This is a genomic window from Klebsiella sp. 2680 (assembly GCF_900198535.1).
GTDB lineage: Bacteria > Pseudomonadota > Gammaproteobacteria > Enterobacterales > Enterobacteriaceae > Klebsiella > Klebsiella indica.
The window spans coordinates 527,316-548,535 of record NZ_FZNJ01000001.1 but is presented as its reverse complement, the minus strand read 5'-3'; the positions used below and the strand labels follow the sequence as shown (position 1 = coordinate 548,535).

At 53.0% G+C, this 21,220-nt stretch carries 19 protein-coding genes; 11 read left to right on the top strand and 8 right to left on the bottom strand.

Annotated elements, in window-relative coordinates; all coding sequences use genetic code 11:
• Window positions 1-91: 91 nt before the first annotated feature.
• The gene (gene lpxM / locus FN037_RS02740; RefSeq protein WP_142501492.1) at window positions 92-1,066 is read left to right on the top strand and encodes a lauroyl-Kdo(2)-lipid IV(A) myristoyltransferase; all 975 of its coding nucleotides are present in this window, start codon (window positions 92-94) and stop codon (window positions 1,064-1,066) included.
• 49 nt (window positions 1,067-1,115) lie between these two features.
• Here lpxM and dcuR read toward each other — a convergent pair whose 3' ends face one another.
• The 3 genes from dcuR to FN037_RS02725 all read right to left on the bottom strand — a co-directional run bounded on the left by dcuR (window position 1,116) and on the right by FN037_RS02725 (window position 4,593).
• Window positions 1,116-1,832 carry a two-component system response regulator DcuR gene (dcuR, locus tag FN037_RS02735; RefSeq protein ID WP_138361488.1) on the bottom strand — a complete coding sequence of 239 codons (717 nt, stop codon included), beginning with the start codon at window positions 1,830-1,832 and terminating at the stop codon, window positions 1,116-1,118.
• Window positions 1,833-1,893: 61 nt separating this feature from the next.
• Window positions 1,894-3,579: an NAD-dependent malic enzyme gene (locus FN037_RS02730; protein WP_138361487.1), complete on the bottom strand. Its 1,686-nt coding sequence runs from the start codon at window positions 3,577-3,579 to the stop codon at window positions 1,894-1,896.
• Between the two features lie 66 nt (window positions 3,580-3,645).
• On the bottom strand, window positions 3,646-4,593 hold the full coding sequence (locus FN037_RS02725; RefSeq protein WP_142501491.1) for an AEC family transporter: 948 nt from the start codon (window positions 4,591-4,593) through the stop codon (window positions 3,646-3,648).
• A 424-nt stretch (window positions 4,594-5,017) separates the two neighbouring features.
• On the opposite strand from FN037_RS02725, the gene FN037_RS02720 reads away from it, so the two are divergent.
• Window positions 5,018-6,352 carry a 2-hydroxycarboxylate transporter family protein gene (locus tag FN037_RS02720; RefSeq protein ID WP_138361485.1) on the top strand — a complete coding sequence of 445 codons (1,335 nt, stop codon included), beginning with the start codon at window positions 5,018-5,020 and terminating at the stop codon, window positions 6,350-6,352.
• 73 nt (window positions 6,353-6,425) lie between these two features.
• Here FN037_RS02720 and pyk read toward each other — a convergent pair whose 3' ends face one another.
• The gene (gene pyk / locus FN037_RS02715) at window positions 6,426-7,868 is read right to left on the bottom strand and encodes a pyruvate kinase (protein ID WP_138361484.1); all 1,443 of its coding nucleotides are present in this window, start codon (window positions 7,866-7,868) and stop codon (window positions 6,426-6,428) included.
• A gap of 125 nt (window positions 7,869-7,993) precedes the next feature.
• A complete protein-coding gene (locus FN037_RS02710; protein ID WP_171034890.1) occupies window positions 7,994-8,899 on the bottom strand; it encodes a MurR/RpiR family transcriptional regulator in 906 nt (301 codons plus the stop codon).
• A 319-nt stretch (window positions 8,900-9,218) separates the two neighbouring features.
• On the opposite strand from FN037_RS02710, the gene zwf reads away from it, so the two are divergent.
• The 3 genes from zwf to FN037_RS02695 all read left to right on the top strand — a co-directional run bounded on the left by zwf (window position 9,219) and on the right by FN037_RS02695 (window position 13,406).
• Entirely contained in the window at window positions 9,219-10,694 is a 1,476-nt protein-coding gene (zwf, locus tag FN037_RS02705; RefSeq protein WP_138361483.1) for a glucose-6-phosphate dehydrogenase, read from the top strand.
• 221 nt (window positions 10,695-10,915) lie between these two features.
• A complete protein-coding gene (edd, locus tag FN037_RS02700; RefSeq protein ID WP_142501490.1) occupies window positions 10,916-12,727 on the top strand; it encodes a phosphogluconate dehydratase in 1,812 nt (603 codons plus the stop codon).
• Window positions 12,728-12,764: 37 nt separating this feature from the next.
• Window positions 12,765-13,406, top strand: coding sequence for a bifunctional 4-hydroxy-2-oxoglutarate aldolase/2-dehydro-3-deoxy-phosphogluconate aldolase (locus FN037_RS02695; RefSeq protein ID WP_138361481.1), 642 nt, complete (start codon window positions 12,765-12,767; stop codon window positions 13,404-13,406).
• Window positions 13,407-13,526: 120 nt separating this feature from the next.
• Here FN037_RS02695 and purT read toward each other — a convergent pair whose 3' ends face one another.
• Window positions 13,527-14,705, bottom strand: coding sequence for a formate-dependent phosphoribosylglycinamide formyltransferase (purT, locus tag FN037_RS02690; protein WP_138361480.1), 1,179 nt, complete (start codon window positions 14,703-14,705; stop codon window positions 13,527-13,529).
• 136 nt (window positions 14,706-14,841) lie between these two features.
• On the opposite strand from purT, the gene FN037_RS02685 reads away from it, so the two are divergent.
• The 3 genes from FN037_RS02685 (at window position 14,842) to ptrB (ending at window position 18,200) form a co-directional block, all read left to right on the top strand.
• Window positions 14,842-15,189 (top strand): YebG family protein, encoded by a 348-nt coding sequence (locus FN037_RS02685; protein WP_138361479.1) that lies wholly within the window; start codon window positions 14,842-14,844, stop codon window positions 15,187-15,189.
• A gap of 146 nt (window positions 15,190-15,335) precedes the next feature.
• Window positions 15,336-16,022: a tellurite resistance TerB family protein gene (locus FN037_RS02680; RefSeq protein ID WP_138361478.1), complete on the top strand. Its 687-nt coding sequence runs from the start codon at window positions 15,336-15,338 to the stop codon at window positions 16,020-16,022.
• Between the two features lie 117 nt (window positions 16,023-16,139).
• A complete protein-coding gene (gene ptrB, locus FN037_RS02675) occupies window positions 16,140-18,200 on the top strand; it encodes an oligopeptidase B (RefSeq protein WP_138361477.1) in 2,061 nt (686 codons plus the stop codon).
• A 6-nt stretch (window positions 18,201-18,206) separates the two neighbouring features.
• Here the strand turns inward: ptrB and exoX are convergent, their stop codons facing one another.
• Together exoX and FN037_RS02665 are read right to left on the bottom strand one after the other, a co-directional pair.
• A complete protein-coding gene (gene exoX, locus FN037_RS02670) occupies window positions 18,207-18,866 on the bottom strand; it encodes an exodeoxyribonuclease X (RefSeq protein ID WP_138361476.1) in 660 nt (219 codons plus the stop codon).
• Window positions 18,867-18,944: 78 nt separating this feature from the next.
• Entirely contained in the window at window positions 18,945-19,175 is a 231-nt protein-coding gene (locus tag FN037_RS02665; protein WP_138361475.1) for a DNA polymerase III subunit theta, read from the bottom strand.
• Between the two features lie 135 nt (window positions 19,176-19,310).
• Between FN037_RS02665 and yobA the strand changes: the two genes are divergently transcribed.
• From yobA to FN037_RS02650, 3 genes are read left to right on the top strand one after another with little or no spacing between them, the layout of a single operon-like run.
• On the top strand, window positions 19,311-19,685 hold the full coding sequence (gene yobA, locus FN037_RS02660; protein WP_138361474.1) for a CopC domain-containing protein YobA: 375 nt from the start codon (window positions 19,311-19,313) through the stop codon (window positions 19,683-19,685).
• A 4-nt stretch (window positions 19,686-19,689) separates the two neighbouring features.
• Window positions 19,690-20,559: a copper homeostasis membrane protein CopD gene (copD, locus tag FN037_RS02655; protein ID WP_142501489.1), complete on the top strand. Its 870-nt coding sequence runs from the start codon at window positions 19,690-19,692 to the stop codon at window positions 20,557-20,559.
• Between the two features lie 16 nt (window positions 20,560-20,575).
• Window positions 20,576-20,914, top strand: coding sequence for a YebY family protein (locus FN037_RS02650; protein WP_171034889.1), 339 nt, complete (start codon window positions 20,576-20,578; stop codon window positions 20,912-20,914).
• Window positions 20,915-21,220: the final 306 nt, after the last annotated feature.

Genomic DNA, 21,220 nt, shown 5'->3' with positions numbered 1-21,220 from the left:
GAGCGCACCGGCTTTTTCTTTTGTGCGTTATCCAACGTATCGTTAAACTAACCCCATTATTTATACTGAGCGAAACTTTCGCGGATTGGGCATGGAAACGAAAAAAAATAATAGTGAGTTTATTCCAAAATTTGAAAAATCCTTTTTACTGCCGCGTTACTGGGGAGCATGGTCAGGCGTTTTGGCGTTTGCCGGTATTGCTCTGACGCCCGCCTCTTTCCGCGATCCGATCCTCGGCAAACTGGGGCGTTTTGTTGGCAGGTTAGCAAAGAGTTCGCGCCGTCGTGCGCAGATTAACCTGCTGTACTGTTTCCCGGAAAAGAGCGAGCAGGAGCGTGAACAAATTATTGATGAAATGTATGCTTCCGCGCCGCAGGCAATGGTAATGATGGCGGAACTTGGCCTGCGCGATCCGCAGCGCATTCTTTCCCGCGTCGACTGGCAGGGTAAAGAGATCATTGATGAAATGCAGCGGAATAACGAGAAGGTGATCTTTCTGGTTCCCCATGCCTGGGGCGTGGATATTCCGGCGATGCTAATGGCTGCCGGCGGGCAAAAAATGGCGGCGATGTTCCATAATCAGGGCAATCCGGTATTTGATTATGTCTGGAATACCGTGCGGCGTCGTTTTGGCGGGCGAATGCATGCGCGTAACGATGGCATTAAACCGTTTATTCAGTCGGTGCGTCAGGGGTACTGGGGCTACTATCTGCCGGATCAGGATCATGGCGCAGAGCACAGCGAATTTGTTGATTTTTTTGCTACCTATAAAGCGACGTTACCAGCGATTGGTCGTTTAATGAAAGTGTGTCGCGCCCGTGTTGTGCCATTGTTTCCGGTCTATGATGGCAAAACGCATCGTCTGGCGGTGCTGGTGCGTCCGCCGATGGATGATTTGCTGGACGCTGACGATAACACCATCGCCCGGCGAATGAATGAAGAGGTGGAGATTTTTGTTAAGCCGCATACCGAGCAGTACACCTGGATCCTCAAGTTGTTGAAAACCCGTAAGCCCGGAGAAATGGAGCCGTACAAGCGTAAGGAACTGTATCCGAAAAAGAAGTAGTTCGGGCAGACGGTCAGGATTGCATACGCTGGCCAATGGGTCATCCGGTTCATTGGCTATAGTGTTTGAGCAACGTCAGATGTTCGGCGACCAGTTGGTAGCGATACTCCGGGCGGCCGGTCAGGCCGTAGTGATTGCTGACGTAGAGAATGTTTATCTGCTCCAGCCAAATGAGATATTTTCGGCACGAAACCCGCGATATTTGTAACGCCGCAGCCAGTTCGTTGGTTGAAAAATTACTCTCCTGATGGGCATCAATCCATTGACACACCAGACGAAGCGTTTGCGGCGTGAGCCCTTTCGGTAAACGGCGGGCGCTGTCCTGATACCGGACCCCACCGCGCAGCAGGCGATCAATATCCGCTTGAACGTAGCAGGGTTTTCCACGCTTTAAGTCGCGTTTTTTGCGCCATGATAACAGCGCTTCTTCCAGACGTGGAAACTGGAATGGTTTAATCAGATAATCGACCACTCCGTAACGCAGGGCGGTATTCACCGTTAATGCATCGGCAGCGGAGGTAATCATGATGACATCAATGTTTAGCGAGTTCTGGCGCAGAACGGGCAATAAGTCCAGCCCGTTCTCGTGCTGCATATAGACATCCAGCAATACCAGATCGATCTGCGATAAATGGCGGAGTAGCGCTTGCGCTTCGTGAACCGACCGGGCAATGCCGCAGCAGTGAAAATCGGTGACGCGACTGATAAACAGGCGGTTCAGTTCAGCCACCATTGAATCATCATCGACAATCAATACATTGATCATGCAACGTTTCTCGACCTGGCGGGAAGCCGGACTTCCCGCACTATTGACGCTGGAACGCCTGTCAGAATGGCGATCGTTTATATGAGGTATAACGGGCGTGCCAGAAGGTTTTATCGATATTCTCAGCAAGTTGCTCCTCGCTTAGCATGGGGGCGAGGCCTTCCTGCATCGCGATGTGCGCAACCGCGGTGGCAATGGCCCGGGAAATCATCTCAATCTCCTCTACCGGAGGCAGTAAGCTGCCTGTTTCTCCGGTGGCTAAAGGTGAACAGGCGGCCAGAGTTTTACTGCAGGCGCTCAGCATGGCATTGCTAACACGTTCCGCTTTACTGGCCAGAATACCTAATCCCAGACCGGGGAAAATATAAGCATTGTTACACTGGGCAATTTCATAACTCTTGCCGTCATAAAAAACCGGCTCAAATGGGCTACCGGTGGCGATTAGCGCGCTCCCCTCGGTCCATTCCAGTAAATCCTTAGGCTGGGCTTCGGCGCGGGAGGTCGGGTTAGAGAGCGGCATAATAATGGGGCGCGGGCAGTGCCGATACATCTCTTTAATAATCTCTTCACTAAACAGTCCCGGCTGGCCTGATACGCCAATCAGTACCGTTGGGTGGGCGTTACGTACCACGTCCATCAACGAGAGATGAGCGGCATCGCTATCCCAGTGGCTGATATTTTCCCGTGACGTGACATGATCTTGCTGAAAATCCAGTAAATTGGGCATCTCATCAGTGAGCAGACCAAAACGATCGACCATGAAAATGCGGTTGCGCGCTTCAGGTTCTGACAGCCCGTCATCAACCATCAGCGCAATGATTTTTTCGGCGATGCCGCATCCGGCGGAGCCACTGCCGAGAAAAACCACTCTCTGGTCGCGAATGCGTGTACCGGCCGCCGTGGCCGCAGCGATCAGCGTACCTGACGTGACGGCAGCGGTACCCTGAATGTCATCGTTGAAACAGCAAAGCTGGTTACGATAGCGATTAAGTAAGCGGGTCGCATTTTTTTGCGCGAAATCTTCGAACTGTAACAAGACATTTGGCCAGCGTTGCTTAATGGCGTAAATAAACATATCCATAAATTCAAGATACTGTTCGTCACTAATGCGCGGATGACGCCAGCCCATATACAGCGGATCTTCGAGATGCTGGGTATTGTTGGTTCCTACATCAAGCATGATAGGGAGCGTTGAGGCCGGATGAATACCACCGCAAGCCGTATACAAAGAGAGTTTGCCAATCGGGATCCCCATTCCGCCGATACCCTGGTCGCCAAGACCAAGGATTCGTTCGCCGTCGGTCACAACGATGACGTTAATATCATTGCGGGAGAACCCCTGAAGCATTTCGTCAATATTGTGACGGTTCGGCCATGAAATAAACAAACCGCGACCCCGGCGATAAATTTCCGAAAAATGTTCGCATGCTTCACCGACCGTCGGGGTATAAATGATCGGTAGCGTTTCTTTCATATGGGTACGTAACAAATTATAGAATAGTGTTTCGTTAGTATCCTGGATGTTTCTGAGATAGATATGGCGAGCAATATCGTGCTTAAACTGGCAAAATTGTTTCCATGCGCGTTCTGTTTGTTCTTCAATGGTTTCAACGTTATGGGGGAGTAATCCCTGAAGGTTGAACGCTGTTCGTTCACCTTCGGTAAAAGCGAGACCTTTATTCAATAACGGATTTTCCAGCAGAACAGCACCGTTATAGGGCGTATATAAGGTTTCTTTGACTAGCATTTCACGACTCCTGAATATCATTTCAAATGATTATTTAGCTTCTGGGGAATATTTTTGTTTCAGTGATTAGGAAATTAAATAAATCATGATTCCTTCGGTGACGACGCCGATCGCAGTGCCCAGCAAAATGGAGGATGAGGCGGGGTCAATATACGTGTCGCTGCGGAGTGCGAACATGCCTGCGGCAATGGCGGAAGGCGTCGCGCCGATGATAATGACCTGCTGCATCAGACTATGGCTTAGACCGAAAGCCAGGCCGGCTATAGCCATCATCGCCGGTTGAATCAGATTTTTAATACTGATATTGGTACAGGTTTGAATATTGACTGCAGGACGCTCACCGTAAAATAACAGTCCAAGAGCGAACAGTGAGAGCCCGCCGGCGATTTTTCCCACCATCTCAATGGGCATACTAAGCATATGCGGCAACTGTACGCCCGCAAGACTGAGCAGTACCCCGGTAATTGGGATCCAGACAATAGGGTTACGGATAGCGTTGAACAGATTTTGTAGAATAAGCTGCCCGGCATTGAGCTGTTCCTCATCAGCGAGGCTGTGTTTGTCTCCCATCCGAATCAGAATGATGGTCAGGGGGATCATAAATATGCTGGTGACCAGGTTACCGATAAGCACCCCGAGAAACCCCTCAGGGCCAACCAGTACAGCGAGAACAGGGGCGCCAAAATAGGCCATATCGGGGAAAGCGCATACCAGGGATTGAATTGCGCTGGTTTTAATATCATGACGGAAAACATAGCGGGAGATCAGTAGCGTGAGGAAATATGACCCCATAAGGCCAATGACTAATACCGCCATAAAAGTGAAGTTTTTAATTTTATCGGGATGAGTATTTAATGCGCCAATAAAAAGATGAAAGGGGAGAGCAAAGCGAATTACCACGGTGGCCAGAACCGATGCATCCTCGCGACGGGTATAGCCAAGTTTGCCACTCAGCCATCCGAGTAGCATGATAAATACCAATGGAAAAAGGGATTGCAATAGCAATGAAGGCATAGAATGTCCTGACGTATATTATCGGGTTCGTTGTGTTTTTTAATCTAACGGGGCGATAATATGTAAAAGGTGATTATCATCACAATTATCATGGTTTAAATAATTTCACATTAAATACTTTAATTACAAATAGAGTAGGCTTGATCAAATCGCCAGGTTATATTTATGATATTAATATATTTCCTGAACAGTGACTTTAGCTACGTAAAAATAAATTAAATTACTTAATGTGAGTTTTATAACCAGGTCACAAAGTGGGTATTAAAAATACAATGAGCTGTGTTTAATTTGAAATGATTGTGCTAACGTTTTTGCGTGTTTGATTTACATTGTGTTTCTTATTCTTTTCTTTAATTATTGCGCAGTTTTAATATTGCGTCGGTATCTTACGCTTATGTGACTTCATTATAATTCAGGTGACAATATGGAAAATAATACATTCAACCAACCAATGGATAAAACACAGCCGAAGCAGAAAGCAGTACGCTTTTTATCAAATATTGAAGTCGGCACCGTTCCGTTAACACTATTTATCGGTATCGCGGCCATTGTCACGCTCTCCGCAACCGCAGGCTTGCTGCCGAAGAACATGATCGGTGGCCTGGCGGTGATTATGACGTTAGGGTTCGCACTGGCTACCCTGGGCCGGATGGTACCGGTGCTCAAAGATGTTGGCGGCCCGGCTATTTTGTGCCTGATGACACCCTCCGTATTAGTCTATTTCGGTATGTTTGAGGCGCATACCCTTGAGACCGTGCATTTGCTGATGAAAGAAGCCAACCTGCTCTATTTCGTCATCGCCTGTCTGGTGGTCGGCAGTATTCTGGGTATGAACAGAACCATTTTGATTCAGGGGATGGTACGCATGTTCGTGCCGCTGATGGTGGGGACCGGAGCGGCTATTCTAACCGGACTGCTGGTGGGGCGCTTGTTCGGCTACAGCATCTACCACTCTTTCTTCTTTATCATCGTGCCGATCATCGGCGGCGGTATCGGTGAGGGGATCTTGCCGCTGTCGCTGGCCTATTCAGCGATTCTTGGACAAACGCCAGATGTTTATGTCGCGCAACTGGCTCCGGCGGCCGTGGTGGGCAATATCTTTGCTATTATCTGCGCAGGGTTTCTGGCGCGTATGGGCATTCGTCGTCCTTCGCTTTCCGGAAACGGCATGCTGATTCGTAGCCCCGAAGACAACAGCGTCTTTGCGCAGAACCAGAGTACGCAGCCTACCGACTTCCAGCGGATGGGCGCCGGGCTGTTAATGATTTGCGCGTTTTTCATCGTTGGCGGCCTGTTGGAGAAAGTGGTGCATATACCCGGACCGGTGCTGATGATTCTGGCTGCGGTATTCTGTAAATACACCAAAGTTATCCCGGCGTCGATGGAGTCGGGGGCACACAGCTGCTACAAATTTGTCTCTGCCGCGCTGGTCTGGCCGCTAATGATAGGTCTCGGGATGCTGTATGTTCCGCTGGAAAGCGTGGTGGCCGTTTTCTCCGTTGGTTATGTCGTGGTTTGCGGTTCTGTCGTGATGGCGATGGCGTTAAGCGGCTTTTTTATCGCTTCCTGGCTGAATATGTATCCGGTTGAAGCCGCCATTGTGACCTGTTGCCATAGCGGGCTGGGCGGAACCGGTGATGTGGCTATCCTGTCGGCATCAAACAGGATGGGGTTGATGCCTTTTGCTCAGATTGCAACCCGTATCGGCGGTGCGTCAACGGTCATTACCGCGACGATTTTGTTGAGCTGGCTTGTATAGATTAATGCGGACAGGCAAAAAAACACCTGCCAGCGGTGACGCGGGCAGGTGAGGAACGTGATAACCGCAACGTTTACTCGACGGTCAGAATACGCGTGGTGTTGGTGCTGCCGATAGTGCTCATGACATCGCCCTGGGTCACGATGACCAGATCGCCAGTAACCAGATAGCCTTTATCACGCAGCAGGTTTACCGCATCATGGGCTGCGGCTACGCCGTCATTTGCGCTATCGAAATAAACCGGCGTCACGCCGCGGTAGAGCGCCGTCAGGTTCAGCGTGCGCTCATGGCGAGACAGCGCGAAAATTGGCAGACCGGAACTGATGCGTGATGTCATCAGCGCGGTACGGCCTGATTCGGTCATAGTGATGATAGCGGTGACGCCTTTCAGATGGTTAGCCGCGTACATCGCTGACATGGCAATCGCTTCTTCGACATTGTCGAACTGAATGTCCAGGCGGTGTTTGGAAACGTTAAGGCTGGGGATTTTTTCTGCCCCAAGGCAGACACGGGCCATTGCCGCAACGGTTTCTGATGGATATTGCCCCGCGGCGGTTTCCGCGGAAAGCATCACCGCGTCTGTGCCATCCAGCACGGCGTTTGCCACGTCCATAACTTCCGCGCGGGTTGGCATCGGGTTGGTGATCATGGATTCCATCATTTGCGTCGCGGTAATGACTGAACGGTTCAGTTGACGAGCGCGGCGGATTAACGTTTTCTGAATACCGACCAGTTCCGGGTCGCCAATTTCTACGCCGAGGTCGCCCCGGGCTACCATGACGACGTCGGATGCCAGAATCACATCATCCATCGCATCCTGATCGCACACGGCCTCCGCGCGTTCGACTTTCGCGACAATTTTTGCATCACAGCCTGCATCGCGGGCCAGACGACGGGCATAATTCAGGTCTTCACCGCAGCGTGGGAAGGAAACAGCCAGGTAATCGACGCCGATTTTTGCGGCCGTGATGATGTCGGCTTTATCTTTTTCCGTCAGCGCTTCGGCGGAGAGACCGCCGCCCAGTTTGTTGATCCCCTTATTGTTGGACAAGGGCCCGCCAACGGTAACTTCGGTGAACACTTTCATGCCCTGGACTTCCAGCACTTTCAACTGTACGCGACCGTCGTCAAGCAGCAGAATATCGCCTGGCACCACGTCACCCGGCAGTCCTTTATAATCGATGCCCACTCTCTCTTTATCGCCTTCACCCTTACCCAGGTTAGCATCGAGCAGGAATTTGTCGCCGACGTTGAGGAAAATTTTGCCTTCTTTGAAGGTGGATACGCGAATTTTCGGTCCCTGCAGGTCACCGAGAATCGCAACATGACGACCCAGTTTTGCCGCAATCTCACGGACCTTATCCGCACGGATCTGGTGATCTTCCGCGGTTCCGTGAGAGAAGTTCATACGTACCACGTTAGCGCCAGCGGCGATAACCTTTTCCAGGTTGTTATCGCGATCGGTAGCCGGACCTAAAGTGGTGACGATTTTGGTTCTGCGAAGCCTTCTGGACATGTAATACTCCGTTGACTAAAACAACTTTGGTGTTGCGTGAACATGGATTCGGTAACGCCAGCGAGCAAAGCCGCTATACCTGAACATTACCGACGGTGTAATAGGATACTGCGTTGTTTCTGCTTTTATTGGTCATTGCTGTGTACACTGAGTTCTTTATCAAAGCGCGATTCCTTAAGCGCTTCCTTGACCCTCTTCAAGTTATCTCTGAATTTTGCGCCCCGGCGCAGGGTAAAGCCCGTCGCCAGCACGTCGATCACCGTCAACTGCGCCAGCCGGGAAACCATTGGCATGTAGATGTCGGTATCCTCCGGAACATCCAGCGTAATCGCCAGGGTTGATTCACGGCAAAGCGGCGTATTGGGGGAGGTAAGGGCGATGACCATGGCATCGTTTTCGCGGGCCAATTGCGCCAGCTCCACCAGACTTTTGGTTCTGCCCGTGTGCGAGATAATCACCACCACATCGTTATCACTACAATTCATACAGCTCATGCGCTGCAGGACAATATCGTCGGAGTAAATGACCGGCACATTAAAGCGGAAAAATTTGTTCATCGCATCATGTGCGACGGCGGCGGAAGACCCCAGACCAAAAAAAGCGATCTTCTTGGCCTGGGTGAGCAGGTCAACGGCGCGATTAATCGCCGTCATGTCGAGAGAATGGTGAACCTGATCTAAACTGGCCATAGCGGACTCAAATATCTTCCCGGTATAGGATTCGACGCTGTCGTCTTCATCGACATTGCGATTCACATAGAGCGTGCCGTGCGCCAGGCTCTGCGCCAGGTGCAGTTTGAAATCGGGGAAGCCGCGGGTATCCAGACTGCGACAAAACCGGTTGACGGTCGGTTCGCTGACGCTGGCCTCCAGTGCCAGGGCCGCGATACTTGAATGAATGGCCTGCGTGGGGTTCGCAAGAATGACTTCCGCCACTTTGCGCTCAGATTTGCTAAGGTTTTCCAGTCGGGACTGGATTTTTTCCAGCATATTCATTGTTAATTGGGTGCTCATTAATGGAAACGATTTCATTAATGGGTGAAATCATCAGGCGTTTTAGCAAGAATATACGCCACCGTCGGCGGAAACAGTGAGGAATGACCTTAAAATATGTTGTTTTTTTTCATTACATGATCAGAGTCGTATTTTACTCACTGAGAATCAGCCGAAACAACAAACAAAATTAGCCATATGCCTGAAGTCCTGCGCCGTAGTTTCCCCCTTGTGCGATTTTGCCGCGGGAAGCGGCGCTGAGGGTTTCGGGAATTTCGTAAACACAGTACGATGCAGTGAAAGAAAATTACAAATATAGCCCGGCATAAGCATCAGGCTATCAACTAAGGAGAATGACATGGCGGTAACGCAAACGGCCCAGGCATGCGATCTGGTCATTTTTGGCGCGAAGGGTGACCTGGCGCGTCGTAAATTGCTGCCTTCCCTGTATCAGCTTGAAAAAGCAGGCCAGCTTCACCCTGACACCCGCATTATCGGGGTTGGGCGTGCTGACTGGGACAAAGACGCTTATACCAGCGTGGTGCGTGAAGCGATGGAAACCTTCATGAAGGAAAAAATTGATGAAGGTTTGTGGGCGACCCTGAGTGGACGTCTGGATTTTTGTAACCTTGATGTGAATGACACCAAAGGGTTTAGTCGTCTGGGAAAAATGCTCGATCAGCAAAATCGCGTTACGGTTAACTATTTCGCCATGCCTCCAGGTACTTTTGGCGCGATTTGCAAAGGGCTGGGGGAAGCAAAGTTGAACGCGAAACCGGCGCGTGTGGTCATGGAAAAACCGCTGGGGACCTCGCTGGAAAGCTCTCGTGAGATCAACGATCAGGTGGGAGAGTTTTTTGAAGAGTGCCAGGTCTATCGTATTGACCACTACCTGGGGAAAGAGACGGTACTGAACCTGCTGGCGCTGCGCTTTGCCAACTCATTGTTCATCAATAACTGGGATTGTCGCACCATCGATCACGTTGAGATTACGGTGGCGGAAGAAGTTGGCATTGAAGGACGCTGGGGCTACTTCGATCAGGCCGGGCAGATGCGTGACATGATTCAGAACCACCTGCTGCAAATTCTGTGCATGATTGCGATGTCCCCGCCGTCAGACTTATCCGCCGACAGCATTCGCGATGAAAAAGTGAAGGTGCTGAAATCCCTTCGCCGTATTGATCGCGCTAACGTGCGTGAGAAAACGGTGCGCGGTCAGTATACCGCCGGGTTTGCGCAAGGGAAAAAAGTGCCGGGTTACCTCGAAGAGGAGGGGGCGAACAAATCCAGTCATACCGAGACGTTTGTGGCCATTCGCGTCGATATTGATAACTGGCGCTGGGCGGGCGTGCCGTTCTACCTGCGTACCGGCAAACGCCTGCCGACCAAATGTTCTGAAGTCGTGGTTTACTTCAAAACGCCGGAACTGAACCTGTTCAAAGAGACCTGGCAAGAGCTGCCGCAGAACAAGCTGACCATTCGCCTGCAACCGGATGAAGGGGTTGATATTCAGGTGCTTAACAAGGTGCCAGGCCTCGATCACAAGCATAATCTGCAAATCACCAAGCTGGATCTGAGCTACTCGGAAACCTTTAACCAAACGCATCTGGCGGATGCCTATGAGCGTTTGTTGCTGGAGACCATGCGCGGTATTCAGGCGCTGTTTGTCCGTCGTGATGAAGTGGAAGAGGCGTGGAAGTGGGTTGACTCCATTACTGAAGCCTGGGCGGCCGATCGCGATGCGCCGAAGCCTTACCAGGCTGGCACCTGGGGACCTGTCGCCTCCGTGGCGATGATCACCCGCGACGGTCGCTCGTGGAATGAGTTTGAATAACCGGAAAGCGACGCTGGTGGGGTTATTTTACCGGTAACATGATCTACCGCACTAAGTCGCATGATTTTTAATCTTTTAAGCCCCGCAGGATTCACCCTCGGGGCTTTTTTTATTACACTGCTCACAGATATTTTGCCTCTGAGCCGCAGCACTGTTGCCTTAATTAGCGAAAAAGCTTCCCAACGCGCTGTGATCGGACAGATAAAATTTGAGGAGCCGTTATGAATTCTGAAATGTTACGGGTAACAAATCGTGTTGTTGAACGCTCGCGCGCGACCCGCGGGGCCTACCTCGACAGGATTAATCAGGCCAAAACCGATACCGTCCATCGCGCCCAACTGGCGTGCGGCAACCTGGCCCACGGTTTCGCCGCCTGTCAGGCGGATGATAAAGCCTCGTTGAAAAGCATGCTGCGCAATAACATCGCCATTATCACCTCTTACAACGATATGCTGTCCGCGCATCAACCCTACGAGCACTACCCGGAAATTATTCGCCAGGCTCTGCATTCCGCGAACGCGGTCGGCCAGGTAGCCGGTGGCGTCCCGGCGATGTGCGATGGCGTGACCCAGGGGCAGGATGGCATGGAACTGTCGCTGCTGAGCCGGGAAGTCATTGCCATGTCCGCCGCGATTGGCCTGTCGCATAATATGTTTGACGGGGCGCTCTATCTTGGGGTCTGCGATAAAATTGTCCCTGGTCTGGCGATGGCGGCGCTGTCGTTTGGCCATCTGCCATCCATTTTCATTCCATCCGGTCCAATGGCCAGCGGTCTGGCGAACAAAGAAAAAGTGCGAATTCGTCAGCTTTACGCCGAAGGGAAGGTGGATCGCATGGCGCTGCTGGAGTCCGAAGCCGCCTCATACCATGCGCCGGGTACCTGTACCTTTTATGGTACGGCCAATACCAATCAGATGGTGGTTGAATTTATGGGGATGCAGTTACCAGGATCATCATTTGTGCATCCCGATGCCCCGCTGCGCCACGCGCTGACCGCCGCCGCCGCCCGACAGGTGACCCGCATGACCGGCAACGGTAACGAATGGATGCCGCTGGGTAAAATGTTTGACGAAAAAGTGGTCGTTAACGGGATTGTCGCGTTGCTGGCGACTGGCGGATCCACCAATCATACTATGCACCTTGTCGCCATGGCGCGGGCCGCGGGGATCATTATCAACTGGGATGATTTCTCTGACCTCTCTGACGTGGTGCCGCTACTGGCGCGTCTCTACCCGAATGGCCCGGCGGATATCAATCACTTCCAGGCGGCGGGCGGCGTGCCAGTATTGGTACGCGAGCTGCTGAAAGGCGGCCTGTTGCATGAAGACGTCAATACCGTTGCCGGTTTTGGCCTTTCGCGCTACACCATGGAGCCGTGGCTGAATAACGGCGAGCTTGACTGGCGCGAAGGAGCGACAGCGCCGCTGGACGATCAGGTTATCGCCACCTTTGAAAAACCATTTTCTCGCCATGGCGGCACGAAGGTGCTGAGCGGTAATCTTGGTCGAGCGGTGATGAAAACCTCAGCCGTGCCGGTTGAAAACCAGGTGATTGAAGCGCCTGCGGTAGTTTTCGAGAGCCAGCATGATGTATTGCCGGCCTTTGAAGCCGGGCTACTGGACAAAGATTGCGTGGTGGTGGTCCGTCATCAGGGACCAAAAGCGAATGGCATGCCAGAATTACATAAACTTATGCCGCCACTTGGTGTATTATTGGACCGCCGTTTCAAAATTGCGCTGGTGACCGATGGTCGACTCTCCGGCGCATCAGGCAAAGTTCCATCAGCAATCCATGTGACGCCTGAAGCGTATGATGGTGGTCTGCTGGCGAAGGTGCGCGATGGCGATATCATTCGCGTTAACGGCCAGACGGGCGAACTGACGTTGCTGGTGGATGACGCGGAGCTGGCTGTGCGCCAGCCGCATATTCCTGACCTGAGCGGTTCGCGTGTAGGAGCCGGCCGGGAAATGTTCGGTGCGCTGCGTGAGAAACTCTCCGGAGCAGAACAGGGCGCAACCTGCATCAATTTTTAAGATGATTCGATTTGTAGATCTGGCGAGAGAAAATCTGATGAAAAACTGGAAAACAACTGCAGAAGCAATCCTCACCTCCGGCCCGGTTGTCCCGGTCATCGTGGTGAAAAAACTGGAACACGCTGTGCCGATGGCGAAAGCGCTGGTTGCGGGCGGCGTACGCGTTCTTGAAGTGACCCTGCGTACCGACTGTGCGATAGATGCAATCCGCGCGATTGCCAAAGACGTTCCGGAAGCGATTGTTGGCGCCGGTACCGTCACCAACGTTGAACAACTGAAAGAGGTGACTGAGGCGGGGGCGCAGTTCGCTATCAGCCCGGGGCTCACCGAATCCCTGCTGAAAGCGGCGACCGGCGAAGGCACCATCCCGCTGATCCCAGGGATTAGCACCGTATCCGAACTGATGCTGGGTATGCAGTATGGTCTGAAAGAGTTCAAATTCTTCCCGGCGGAAGCGAACGGCGGCGTGAAAGCGCTGCAGGCGATTGGCGGTCCGTTCGCCAACATCCGTTTCTGCCCGACGGGCGGCATCTCTCCGGCAAACTACCGTGATTATCTGGCGCTGAACAGCGTGCTGTGCATCGGCGGCTCCTGGCTGGTGCCTGCGGACGCGCTGGAAGCGGGGGATTTCGACCGTATCACCAAACTGGCGCGTGAAGCGGTAGAAGGCGCGAAGTAATCTTCGCGCGTTAACTCGCAAAGCCCGGTCTGCGCTAACGTGACCGGGTTTTTTTTATCAGTTTGCGCCGCAAAACCTTTGCGCAACTGACCTGTATTACCGGCCTGTCGCGGCGGAGATTTATCCCGTGACCACTACCGCAGACGCAGCCGCTTTGGCGCGAGCAACCGCTTCATCGACGTTGTCCGCTACCGCCAGGGTCACGCCTAAACGACGCGAGCCATCAATTTCCGGCTTGCCGAACAGGCGCAGTTGCAGACCCGCACCGACTGCTGCCTGGATATGGCTAAAGGTGACGTTCTGGCTGGTCAGTTGCGGCAGGATCACCGCCGAGGCCGCCGGGCCGTACTGGCGAATGGCGCCAACGGGCAGGCCAAGGAAGGCGCGGACGTGGAGGGCGAACTCAGACAGATCCTGGGAAATCAACGTGACCATGCCGGTATCGTGCGGGCGCGGCGACACTTCGCTAAAAATGACCTCATCGCCGCAAACAAACAGCTCAACGCCAAACAGACCATAACCGCCCAGCGCCAACACGACTTTGCGGGCTATCTCCTGGGCGCGCTCTAAGGCCAGCGCACTCATCTGCTGCGGCTGCCAGGATTCGCGGTAATCGCCATCTTCCTGACGGTGGCCAACTGGCGCACAGAAATGCACGCCATCGACGGCGCTGACGGTCAGCAGGGTGATTTCAAAATCAAAGTTGACTACGCCTTCGACAATCACGCGCCCGGCGCCGGCGCGACCACCTTGCTGCGCGTAGTGCCATGCTTCGGTTAACTGCTCTTCGGAACGAATAAAGCTTTGGCCTTTGCCTGATGAACTCATCACAGGCTTAACGATGCACGGCAAACCGATCCCGGCAACGGCTTCCCGAAATGCGGTCTCACTGTCGGCAAAACGGTAGGCGGAAGTGGGCAGCTTGAGTTCTTCGGCAGCCAGGCGACGGATCCCTTCACGGTTCATGGTGAGTTTCGCCGCGCGCGCGGTAGGAACGACTTTTTGCCCTGCTTGCTCCAGGATGACCAGCGTATCGGTGGCGATGGCCTCGATTTCCGGCACGATGAAATCGGGTTTTTCCTGTTCGATCAGCGCCTGTAACGTTTCGCCATGCAGCATATTGATGACATGTGAACGGTGTGCGACCTGCATTGCCGGGGCATCAGGGTAACGATCGACGGCGATGGTCTCAATTCCCAGACGCTGACACTCGATGGCCACTTCTTTACCCAGTTCGCCGGAACCTAACAACATGACTTTTGTTGCCGCAGGGCGCAGCGCCGTGCCTAATACAGTCATAACTCTCTTCCACAGTGAAAAAACATGCGCCGCATTATAAACGAAAACGTTTGCGCGTGTCTTTATGCGCGTCGATTGAGATTAGGGGCAAAATTTGTTACACTGTATAAAAATACAGTGTACAAGGGGCTGCATTATGGCGGTTGAAATTAAATATGTGGTAATTCGCGAAGGTGAGGAAAAAATGTCTTTTGCCAGCAAAAAAGAGGCCGATGCTTATGACAAAATGCTCGATCTGGCGGAAGTCCTTAACGACTGGCTGGTCGCGTGTCCGCTTACCCTTGATGAAGAGCAGCGCGATAGCATGGCGATGTGGCTGGCCGAGCGTAAAGAGACTCTGAATCATATTCTGCGTTCGGGGAAATTGCCTGAGGTCCATGACCACAGCGATCGGCAACACGCCGGACCGGAAGAGGGCGACAACAGCGAAGCCGTCGCTGAATCTGAAGCTCCGGTGAAGCCGCGTAAAGTGAAAGCCGCCTGAGTTCCCTTTGCACAGGGAGTTCTGGCGGTATAATGAGGATTATGCGCTTTTCAGTATCAGATTTGCGCATCTTTAGCTGGTCATACATTTCCTGACACCTCCTCGTTTAGGCTGATGGTATCGCTTATCGCGCAACGAGGAAAAATATGTCGAACTGGCTAAATCAACTGCAGTCTCTGCTGGGGCAGCAGGGACGATCTTCTTTATCTGACGAGCAATCAAGCGGAAAAAATGTGCTGCTGCCGGGGGCGCTTGGCGGGCTGGCAGGCTTGCTGGTCGCCAGTAAATCATCGCGCAAGCTGTTGGCGAAATATGGCACCGGCGCACTGCTGGTTGGCGGTGGCGCAGTAGCGGGAACCGTGCTGTGGAACAAGTACCAACAGAAAATGCGCGCCAGTTCGCCGCAGGAACCTGATGATTCCGCTTTGCCCGCCGGGCTGACGCACTCAGCAGACTCCGTTGAACTCGATGCCCGCAGTGAACGGCTGATTATGGCGCTGATCTTTGCGGCCAAAAGCGATGGACACATTGACGAGCGTGAGCGGGCAAGTATCGAAGAGCAATTGCGCGCGGCAAATATTGATGTTCAGGGACGGGTGTTAATCGACCAGGCGCTGGCTCAGCCACTTGATCCCCGGCGGCTGGCAGAGAGCATTAACAGCGAGCAAGAGGCGCTGGAGGTTTACTACATCAGCTGTGCGGTCATTGATATTGACCATTTTATGGAGCGCAGCTATCTGAATGCTCTCGGCGAAGCCCTTAAACTGCCACTGGATGTCCGTAAGGATATTGAGCAGGACATTCAGGCGCAAAAACAGGCTATAGAGGACTAAATCCTCAGGTTTTGCTTGCATCGCGGGTGACATTTGCCACTCTTATACCTGTCATCCTTCAGCGTGTTTTGCTGCGTGCTGAAGGGCAACTAATATAAGCCGCAGAAGACTAAGTAGATGCCGCCAAAAGCCAAACGGATCCCCCATGCCATGACCTTACATGGCGATACCCGAATCGATAATTATTACTGGCTGCGTGATGATCAACGCTCGCAGCCGGATGTGCTTGATTATCTGAAGCAGGAAAATGAATACGGTAAAAAAGTGATGTCCTCGCAAAGTAGCCTGCAGAACAGGGTACTTAAGGAGATTATTGACCGAATACCGCAGCGCGAAGTGTCGGCGCCCTACAGCAAAAATGGCTATCGTTACCGTCAGGTGTATGAACCAGGATGCGAGTATGCGATTTATCAACGCCAGTCGGTGCTGAAAGAAGAGTGGGATCAATGGGATGTGTTGCTGGACGGCAATCAGCGTGCGGCGGGCAGCGAATTTTACACACTGGGTGGTCTGGGGGTTTCACCCGACAATAATATCATGGCCGTGGCGGAAGATTATCTCTCCCGGCGGCAATATAGTCTGCGTTTTTACCCTTTATACAACGGTGATGAATATCAGGAGGTGCTGGAAAACGTCTCCCCTGATTTTGCGTGGAGTAATGATTCGCAAACGTTGTGGTATGTGCGCAAACACCCGACCACGCTGCTGCCGTATCAGGTCTGGCGTCATCGCCTCGGAACGGCTGCCAGTTCAGATGTTCTGGTATATGAAGAACAGGACGATACGTTTTATGTCAGCGTTCACAAAACCACCTCTCAGCAGTTTGTGGTGATTTATCTGGCCAGCGCGACGACCAGCGAAGTGCTGCTGCTGAATGCTGAAATGGCCGACGCCGAGCCGATCTGCTTTCTGCCGCGACGTAAAGATCATGAATATAGTCTCGATCACTATCAGCATACCTTTTATCTGCGATCGAATCGCGAAGGTAAAAACTTCGGCCTTTATCGTAGTACGCTGCGCGATGAACAACAGTGGGAGACGTTAATTCCTCCCCGTCCTGAGGTGATGCTTGAAGGTTTTACCCTGTTTACCGACTGGCTGGTCGTTGAGGAGCGCCAGCGTGGACTTACCAGCTTGCGACAGATTAACCGCAAAACGAGCGCGTCTCAGGGCATTGCTTTTGATGATCCGGCCTATGTGACCTGGCTTGCCTATAACCCTGAGCCGGAAACCTCCCGTTTGCGCTACGGATATTCTTCGATGACGACGCCGGATACGCTGTTTGAACTGGATATGAACACCGGCGAGCGGCGAGTGCTGAAACAACAGGAAGTGAAAGGGTTTGAGGCCAGCCATTATCGCAGCGAGCATCTGTGGATCACTGCCCGCGATGGCGTTGAAGTTCCGGTATCGTTGGTTTATCGCCATGATCATTTCCGAAAAGGCGGCAGTCCGCTGCTGGTGTACGGCTATGGTTCCTACGGCGCCAGTATGGATGCGGATTTCAGCACCAGTCGGCTAAGTTTGCTCGATCGCGGTTTTGTGTTTGCTATCGCCCATATTCGCGGCGGCGGCGAACTGGGCCAGCAGTGGTATGAAGACGGCAAATTTCTGTGTAAGAAAAATACCTTCAACGATTACCTTGATGTCTGCGATGCGCTGCTGGCGCAGGGCTACGGCGACCCGCGTCTGTGCTATGGGATGGGAGGCAGCGCGGGGGGCATGTTGATGGGCGTGGCGATTAACCAGCGACCGGAACTGTTTCATGGCGTGGTAGCTCAGGTTCCCTTTGTGGATGTGTTGACAACGATGCTTGATGAGTCGATCCCACTGACGACCGGTGAGTTTGAAGAGTGGGGTAATCCGCAGGATCAAGTGTATTACCGCTATATAAAAAGCTACAGCCCTTATGACGGCATCCTGGCGCAGGCGTATCCGCATCTGCTGGTTACCACGGGCTTGCATGACTCGCAGGTTCAATACTGGGAGCCGGCAAAATGGGTGGCAAAATTGCGCGAGCTGAAAACCGATGACAATCTGCTGCTGCTGTGTACGGATATGGATTCCGGACACGGCGGTAAATCCGGGCGTTTCAAAAGTTACGAAGGCGTGGCGCTGGAGTTTGCGTTTCTCATTGGCCTGGCGCAGGGAACACTGCCAGGCATGGCGGAAGTATAAGGCGGGTTACTCACCGAGGTAGTGCTTAAGCGTCAGGCGCAGTTCGGGGCTCATTCGATCCAGGTTATTGAATAACCAGCGTAAATAGCCGGGATCGTTTTCCGCCACTTCTGAGACAGGCTTACCGCGATACTTACCGAAGGTAAAGGTAGAGAGCAGCGTCGGGCGGCCGGTTATGGCCGCCATCTCGTCCGGTGACCAGCCGGACGTTTTGATAATATCAAGCAGCAGAGCGGCGGTAATATAGCAGTCATACAGCGCCCGGTGGTGGTGCAGACCTGGCGGGGTGGCGACGCTGAGCTTGCGCGATTTATACAACCCCATGTTGCTGTACTTAATTCCTGGCCACAGGCGGCGGGCCAGCTTCATCGTGCAAATCCACTCGCCCTGCATTTCCGGTAATACCCGGCGGTCAAAGCTGGCGTTATGCGCGACATACCACTGACTCCCCCTGTATAACGGCACAATCTCTTCGATCCACGGCTTATCCGCGACCATCTCTTCAGTTATACGATGGATTGCCATTGCCTGCGGGGTGATGGGGCGGTCGGGGCGAACCAGGTGGCTCATGGGGTTGGTGATTTGCCCGTCGACAATATCTACCGAGGCGATTTCAACGATGCCTCCCTGCAATCCGCAGGTTTCTGTATCAATTACGCGTAGCATGGCTCGCTCCAGGCCAAAGGAACCAGCGTAATGGAATGTGCGGGGCTTGCCAACCGGGATACCAGCAAGTGACGGGAATTATTTCTGTTTCGGTTCATAGGGCAGGCGAGAGAGCGAAACCGAAGCCAGACGATGAGCGGTCAGACGTTCGCGAAACCAGTCGCGCAGATTTTCGGGCTGCTCTCTTTCGACGAGATCGGCGACCACCGGCATATTGTAGCGTTCTTTAAACGCGACGCCTGCCGCGGCGAGATCGACATTGACTTTGTCCATCTCATGCTGGGAAATCTTCGCCAGATTCTTTTCCATTGGTTTCTCCTCTGATAATGCCGCAAAAAGTACTCAGCACGCGGCAAAAAGGCAAGTCTCATACGCTTAGCTCGACTGCATCATTATACAGGGTTATTCTCTGTGCTACATACATAACAAAAAGGAATGTTGACTATGCCAACCATCGCTGGACGCATGCTGCGTCTGTCCGTATTTCTCGCCGGCGGCCTGACCGCTGCTGGCGCACTGGCTCATGCCCATCTGCAACAACCGCTTCCGGCGGCCGGGGCCGTTGTGGAGGCGTCACCGCAGGCGCTGACGCTGAACTTTTCAGAAGGGATCGAAACACAGTTTAGCGGAGTTACCCTTAGCGGGCCGCAGCATAAGTCCATCGCCCTTGGCAAACTGCGCCGCAGCGACAGTAATAAAGCCCAACTGACGGTGCCTGTCGAACAGACATTAACCTCGGGCGAGTATACCGTTGAGTGGCACGTGGTCTCCGTGGATGGCCACAAAACGAAAGGACACTATACCTTTCGCGTGAAATAGCCTCATGCTTAGCGGCATTTATGTCTGCCTGCGCTTTATCCATTTCCTCTCGCTGATGGTCACTTTTGGCTGTGTGCTTTATGGTGCGTGGTGGGCGCCTTCGGCACTTCGCCGTTTGCTGATGCGGCGTTTCTATCCGCTGATGCGCCATCTGTTACTGATCAACGCTCTGTCGGCGTTGCTGATGTTGATGGCGCAGGGCGGTTTGATGGGCAATGGCTGGCAGGATGTCTGGCAGCCTGCTATCTGGCAGGCGGTTGCCGGGACGCAGTTCGGCGGCGTGTGGGTGTGGCAAATTTTGCTGGCTTTCGTGGCGCTGGTTGTGGTGTGGCTGAAGCCCCGGCGTCCGGCCCGTTTGCTGCTGATACTTCTTGCTGCGCAATTGCTGTTGTTGGCGGCTGTCGGCCATGCGGCGATGAATGAGGGGCTCCGGGGAGTCGCCCAGCGGACAAACCACGCGGCGCATCTGTTTTTTGTCGCCAGTTGGTTTGGCGGTTTACTGCCGTTTCTCTACTGTCTGCGCCTGGCACATGGCCGCTGGCGGCAGTTAGCCATTTCGACCATGATGCGCTTTTCTCGCTATGGGCATCTGGCGGTCGCCGGTACCATCGTCAGCGGGATGGTGAATGCGTTGTTTATTCAGGGCGGGCTTATCAGCGCGTCGCCCTGGGGACGAATGCTGTTGTTCAAATGTGTTCTGGTGGCGGCAATGGTGGCAATTGCGCTGGTGAACCGGTATGTTCTGGTGCCCCGCTTGTCGGTAAACGGAACGCGGGCGCAGCGGCTCATTGTGCGTACAACGCAGATAGAAATCGCGCTGGGCGCGCTGGCGCTGTTTGCCGTCAGCCTGTTTGCCACCTGGGAGCCTTACTGAATTAACGGGTTAAATCATGAAAAAAATCGTTCTGACAATGTTGTTACTGGCAAGTTCTGGCGCCGCGCTGGCCGCGCCGCAGGTGATTACCGTGAGCCGCTTTGAAGTGGGTAAGGAGAACTGGGCGTTTAATCGGGAAGAGGTGATGCTGACCTGCCGTCCGGGCAATGCGCTATTCGCGATTAACCCCAGCACTTTGGTGCAGTATCCGCTGAATGAAGTGGCCGAGCAGCAGATGAAAGCGGGCACGATCAACGCGCAGCCGATTTCGGTGATCCAGATTGACGATCCGCAGCGACCAGGACACAAAATGCCTCTCACGCCATTTATTGCGCGTGCGCAGAAACTCTGTTGATCGATATTTGCATCTGGCTATATTCGCAGTCTTCGCAGTCAAAAAACCGCCATTATCCCTGTTCGGGAGGGGCGGTTTTTTTGTTGCTCCTGGCGCATATGTCAGGAATTATTCGTCCACTTTTGTCGCGGACTGGAAAACCTGACGCGGTAAACTACGCTTATAAGGCAAGGCGACTTAGCCTGCATTAATGCCAACTTTTAGCGCACGGCTCTCTCCCAAGAGCCATTTCCCTGGACCGAATACAGGAATCGTGTTCGGTCTCTTTTTATCTGTATGTTTTTAATGCTTTTCTGGAACTGAGCA

Coding starts and splice junctions, on each gene's coding strand:
- lpxM (WP_142501492.1), top strand. CDS start 92: ATGGAAACGAAAAAAAATAATAGTGAGTTTATTCCAAAATTTGAAAAA.
- dcuR (WP_138361488.1), bottom strand. CDS start 1,832: ATGATCAATGTATTGATTGTCGATGATGATTCAATGGTGGCTGAACTG.
- FN037_RS02730 (WP_138361487.1), bottom strand. CDS start 3,579: ATGCTAGTCAAAGAAACCTTATATACGCCCTATAACGGTGCTGTTCTG.
- FN037_RS02725 (WP_142501491.1), bottom strand. CDS start 4,593: ATGCCTTCATTGCTATTGCAATCCCTTTTTCCATTGGTATTTATCATG.
- FN037_RS02720 (WP_138361485.1), top strand. CDS start 5,018: ATGGAAAATAATACATTCAACCAACCAATGGATAAAACACAGCCGAAG.
- pyk (WP_138361484.1), bottom strand. CDS start 7,868: ATGTCCAGAAGGCTTCGCAGAACCAAAATCGTCACCACTTTAGGTCCG.
- FN037_RS02710 (WP_171034890.1), bottom strand. CDS start 8,899: ATGAAATCGTTTCCATTAATGAGCACCCAATTAACAATGAATATGCTG.
- zwf (WP_138361483.1), top strand. CDS start 9,219: ATGGCGGTAACGCAAACGGCCCAGGCATGCGATCTGGTCATTTTTGGC.
- edd (WP_142501490.1), top strand. CDS start 10,916: ATGAATTCTGAAATGTTACGGGTAACAAATCGTGTTGTTGAACGCTCG.
- FN037_RS02695 (WP_138361481.1), top strand. CDS start 12,765: ATGAAAAACTGGAAAACAACTGCAGAAGCAATCCTCACCTCCGGCCCG.
- purT (WP_138361480.1), bottom strand. CDS start 14,705: ATGACTGTATTAGGCACGGCGCTGCGCCCTGCGGCAACAAAAGTCATG.
- FN037_RS02685 (WP_138361479.1), top strand. CDS start 14,842: ATGGCGGTTGAAATTAAATATGTGGTAATTCGCGAAGGTGAGGAAAAA.
- FN037_RS02680 (WP_138361478.1), top strand. CDS start 15,336: ATGTCGAACTGGCTAAATCAACTGCAGTCTCTGCTGGGGCAGCAGGGA.
- ptrB (WP_138361477.1), top strand. CDS start 16,140: ATGCCGCCAAAAGCCAAACGGATCCCCCATGCCATGACCTTACATGGC.
- exoX (WP_138361476.1), bottom strand. CDS start 18,866: ATGCTACGCGTAATTGATACAGAAACCTGCGGATTGCAGGGAGGCATC.
- FN037_RS02665 (WP_138361475.1), bottom strand. CDS start 19,175: ATGGAAAAGAATCTGGCGAAGATTTCCCAGCATGAGATGGACAAAGTC.
- yobA (WP_138361474.1), top strand. CDS start 19,311: ATGCCAACCATCGCTGGACGCATGCTGCGTCTGTCCGTATTTCTCGCC.
- copD (WP_142501489.1), top strand. CDS start 19,690: ATGCTTAGCGGCATTTATGTCTGCCTGCGCTTTATCCATTTCCTCTCG.
- FN037_RS02650 (WP_171034889.1), top strand. CDS start 20,576: ATGAAAAAAATCGTTCTGACAATGTTGTTACTGGCAAGTTCTGGCGCC.